Source organism: Streptomyces sp. NPDC000880, assembly GCF_053599675.1.
Genome location: NZ_JBSFMS010000227.1, coordinates 1 through 4,100, shown reverse-complemented (window position 1 = coordinate 4,100; position 4,100 = coordinate 1). Strand labels below are relative to the sequence as shown.

The following is a 4,100-nucleotide window of genomic DNA, read 5'->3' as shown; positions in this document are numbered from 1 at the left end:
GGCGACTGTAGAACGCGAAGTAGGCGAGGGCGACGGCGTAGACGCCCAGCGCGATGAAGGCCGCGTCCTTGGGCGGCCCGGGTAGGATCGCCGGGCTGGGTGCCGTCGGCCTGGCGTAGGAACCCGATGACGGGTTCGATGACGGGCTTGTAGGAGTCGCTGATCGGCGGGGTGCTCATCGAGGATCCGGCCCAGTTGGTGCGCATGCCGCCCGGCTCGATGACGGTGACCTTGATGCCGAAGGAGGCGACTTCCTTGGCGAGGACCTCGGAGAAGCCCCCGACAGCCCATTTGGCGGCCTGGTACGCGCCCAGGCCGGGGGTGCCGACGCGTCCGCCGACGGAGGAGATCTGGACGATGTGGCCGCTGCCCTGTTTGCGCATCACGGGCAGAGCGGCCCTGGAGAGGTTGACCACGCCGTGGAAGTTGGTGTCGATCTGCGCACGGAAGTCGCCCTCGGCGAAGTCTTCGATGGAGGCGACGTCGGCGTAGCCGGCATTGTTGACGAGGACGTCCAGGCGGCCGAAGGCGTCGACCGCGTTCTGGACGGCGGCCCGGGCGGCGGTGGTGTCGGTGACATCGAGGGCGGCGACGCAGTCGTCGACGCCGTACGACGACTGGTCGCCGACCATGAAACCCCGCTGCCCCTTCCCGCAGTCGACTGAGGCATCGAAGTGGCCCGGTGCACCGTCGAACGCCTGATGCGGCAGGCCGGCGCGGGAAGCCGGCCAACTGGTGCAGTGACGATCTCCCGGTCAGTCATCCTCTTTCCAGGAGGCGGTGGGCTGGCCGCTCGCACATTGCGCCCTGAATTCGACCTTGCCGGCAGGTCCCTCGAAGGTCACCTCGGCGTGCTCGTCGGGCCCAGGATCGGCGCTTTTGACGCCGAAGCCCTGTGCGGGGGAATACGACACCAGGAACACGGTCGCGCCCTTGCACTCGGCGACGACCCTCCCGCCCCGGGTAGTGAAGCCCTTCCTGGCCCCGGTGGCGGATGGCGCGGCGGTCGGCGCGGCCGTCGGTGTCGCTGAGGGCTGCCCTGTGCTCGGACGGTCCGACGGCGATGCCGTCGCCGCTCCGAGCTGCCGTTCGACCTGCTGCGGGGTGAGCACCCCGCCATCGATGGAGGCAGTGATTTCGTCACCGATGAACTGGACGGCGGCCAGACCGGTGAGCGTCGCGGCCACTGCGGCGGCCAACCAACCGGCCACGGCAAGGAGGGGGCGGTGAGGCATGCACACGACTATGCCGCGATGGTCGTTAAGGGCAGGGCCGGGGAACCCTAAAAGACGGTTAACGTTGTTGGCTTTCTCGTCAGTTCGGATAGCGTGCCCGCTGTGGCCCGCCTGCTGCTCATCGAAGACGACCCGACGATACGGATCCCGCTGATCCGTGCTCTGAGCGAGCACGGGCACGCGGTCGCTGCCGCCCAGACCGCGATGGGCGGTATGCAGACCGCGCTGGACGAGCGTCCGGATCTCGTGGTCCTTGACCTCGGTCTGCCCGATCTGGACGGCATCGAATTGCTGCGCATGCTTCGTGCGGTCAGCTCGGTACCGGTGATCATCGCGACGGCACGGGATGACGAGGCGGAGATCATCCGAGGGCTGGACGCCGGCGCTGACGACTATGTGGTGAAGCCGTTTACCGCAGCCCAACTCGGTGCGCGGGTCCGGGCGGTACTCCGGCGGGGATCCGGCAACCAGGACGACGCGGCCGTGGTCGTCGTCGGTGATCTGCACGTCAACCCGGGCGCCCACGAGGCGAGCCTGGAGGGTGTCAGGCTTGATCTCACTCCCCGCGAGTTCGACCTCCTGCACCATCTCGCGAGCCGGGCCGGGCAGGTTGTCAGCAAGCGCGAACTACTCACCGAGGTCTGGCAGGTGCCCTACGGCAGCGCCGACAAGACGGTGGACGTCCACTTGTCATGGCTGCGTCGCAAGCTCGGCGAAACCGCACAAGAGCCTCGCTACCTGCACACCGTGCGGGGGGTCGGGATCCGGCTGAGCGCACCCACGGGCCCGCGATGAGGCGCCGGCTGACACTGCTCGTCGCGGCCACCATGTGCCTGGCCCTCCTCGCCTTCGTGGTGCCATTGGCGCTGCTGCTGCGCACGGTTGCGCAGGACCGCGCCACCGTCGCCGCCAGCGCCGATGCCCAGAGTCTGGTCTCGGTGGTGGGGACCGCCGACCCGGCCACCGTGCGGTTCAGCGTCGAGCAGACGGCCGCCACGTCTCGCGGCCCGGTCACAGTCTTCCTCCCCGACGGATCGGTGCTGGGGACGCCGGCACCACGGACAACCGCCGTGCGGCTCGCGGCCCAAGCGGGAGTCAGCCGGAGCGTGGAGCGGCCCGACGGCCGCGAACTCGTGATCGCTGTGCTGGGCCGGCCGGACGGCACTGCAGTGATCCGTGGCTTCGTGCCCGCCGCTGAACTGACCCGCGGCGTGGCGCGGGCCTGGCTGGTACTCGTAGGCCTCGGCGTCGCGCTTCTGCTGCTCGGCCTCCTCGTCGCAGACCGGCTCAGCCGAGCCCTGGTCGCCCCCATCGCGGAGCTGTCCGCCGTGTCCCACCAGCTGGCCCGGGCCGAACTGACCGCCCGCGCCCGTTTGGTCGGCCCGCCGGAGGTGCGCGAAGTCGCCGGGGCGCTCAACCACCTCGCCGGGCGGATCCAGGAGTTGCTCCGGGAGGAGCGCGAACACGTCGCCGACCTGTCCCACCGGCTGCGTACCCCACTGACCTCACTGCGGCTGGAGGCCGAATCAGTGAGCGACCCCGCCGACGCCGCCCGCATCACCATGGGCGTGGACGCCCTCGAACGGGCGGTCACCGGCCTGATCGGCCAGGCCCGCCGGCGTAGGGGCGCCCACGCCGACGCAGCGTGCGAGGCGACCACTGTGGTACGCGACCGGGTGGCGTTCTGGACCGTACTGGCCGAGGACACCGGCCGGGCAGTCACCCTCGATGTGGTGGCCGACGGTCCACTGCCCGTCGGGGTCCCCGCCGACGAACTCGCCGCCGCCCTGGACGCCCTGCTGGGCAACGTGTTCGCCCACACCCCGGCGGGCACCGCGTTCGCCGTCATCCTGGCGCCCGGGGCAGCCGGCGGAGCCCTGCTGACCGTGGCGGACGACGGCCCCGGCCTGTCGGCCGAACAGATCCAGCGCGGGGCGAGCCGGGGTGGGTCAACCGGCCTCGGACTGGACATCGCCCGCCGCGTCGCCCAAACGAGCGGCGGGCGGCTCGGCCTGGCGACCAGTCCGGCCGGCGGTGCCCGGGTGACGCTGGAACTGGGCCCGCCCGCGCCCGGTCCGACCACGCAGGGAATGCCTTAGCCCGCTCTTAGCACTGACAAAGCGCGGCCCTATCCCGACTTGGGCGAACCTCGGAGCATCAACCGGCATCCGCAGGAGGTTCGCAATGAAACGTACATCCACGATTCTGCTCACCGCCGCTGTGATCACCGCCGCCGCGATCACCGGCACCGCCCTCGCGGGCGGCAGCCAAGACGTGACCCCCACCCGGAGCGCGTCGTCGCTGGCCACAACCGCGGTACCGACCCCGGCTCCGACGTCCGATGTGACGGCGGGTCCGACCGCGAGCGCGAGCGGGTCGGCGAGTCACGAACACGCCGGCGAGATCGCCACCGCCCACGTGGGCGGTGGCAAGGTCATCGAGGTCGAGCAGGAAGTCGAGCACGGCCGCACGGTGTGGAGCGTGAAGGTCCTTAAGGACGACATCGTGCACAAGGTGTACGTCGACCGGCAAACCGGCCAGATCATGAGGGCGGAACAAGAGAAGGCACGCGACGATCGCGGCCGTGACGACCGAAGCTCCGCCCCGGACGACAGGAGCAGTACAAGCAGCAGCGGCGGGACTGACGACAGCGGCCACCACAGTGGGACCGATGACAGCGGCCACCACGGCGGAACCGACGACAGCGGCAGCCGCCACAGCGGGACTGACGACAAGGGCGGCGACAACCACGGTCGAGACGACCGCTGAGCCGCTCCGGCACGGTCTGCCGCGCGACGGTCGCGCTGCAGCGGGGCGGGGTCATCGGCTGGACGGTGAAGCAGTCGGTCTTCCAGCGCCGGGCCG

Annotated in this window: 5 protein-coding genes; 3 read left to right on the top strand and 2 right to left on the bottom strand. The window is 70.5% G+C overall.

The window, feature by feature from the left end; translation table 11 throughout:
* Positions 1 to 632: SDR family NAD(P)-dependent oxidoreductase (locus tag ACWDO5_RS35400; RefSeq protein WP_450534634.1), on the bottom strand; the 632-nt coding region annotated here is incomplete at its 3' end.
* A 123-nt stretch (positions 633 to 755) separates the two neighbouring features.
* The gene (locus ACWDO5_RS35395) at positions 756 to 1,235 is read right to left on the bottom strand and encodes a hypothetical protein (protein ID WP_450534633.1); all 480 of its coding nucleotides are present in this window, start codon (positions 1,233 to 1,235) and stop codon (positions 756 to 758) included.
* A 102-nt stretch (positions 1,236 to 1,337) separates the two neighbouring features.
* On the opposite strand from ACWDO5_RS35395, the gene ACWDO5_RS35390 reads away from it, so the two are divergent.
* The 3 genes from ACWDO5_RS35390 to ACWDO5_RS35380 all read left to right on the top strand — a co-directional run bounded on the left by ACWDO5_RS35390 (position 1,338) and on the right by ACWDO5_RS35380 (position 4,004).
* Positions 1,338 to 2,030, top strand: a complete 693-nt coding sequence (locus ACWDO5_RS35390) for a response regulator transcription factor (protein WP_450534632.1) — start codon at positions 1,338 to 1,340, stop codon at positions 2,028 to 2,030.
* Entirely contained in the window at positions 2,027 to 3,334 is a 1,308-nt protein-coding gene (locus ACWDO5_RS35385; protein ID WP_450534631.1) for a sensor histidine kinase, read from the top strand. Before ACWDO5_RS35390 ends, ACWDO5_RS35385 begins: the two co-directional genes overlap by 4 nt.
* An 85-nt stretch (positions 3,335 to 3,419) precedes the next feature.
* On the top strand, positions 3,420 to 4,004 hold the full coding sequence (locus ACWDO5_RS35380) for a PepSY domain-containing protein (RefSeq protein ID WP_450534630.1): 585 nt from the start codon (positions 3,420 to 3,422) through the stop codon (positions 4,002 to 4,004).
* Positions 4,005 to 4,100: the final 96 nt, after the last annotated feature.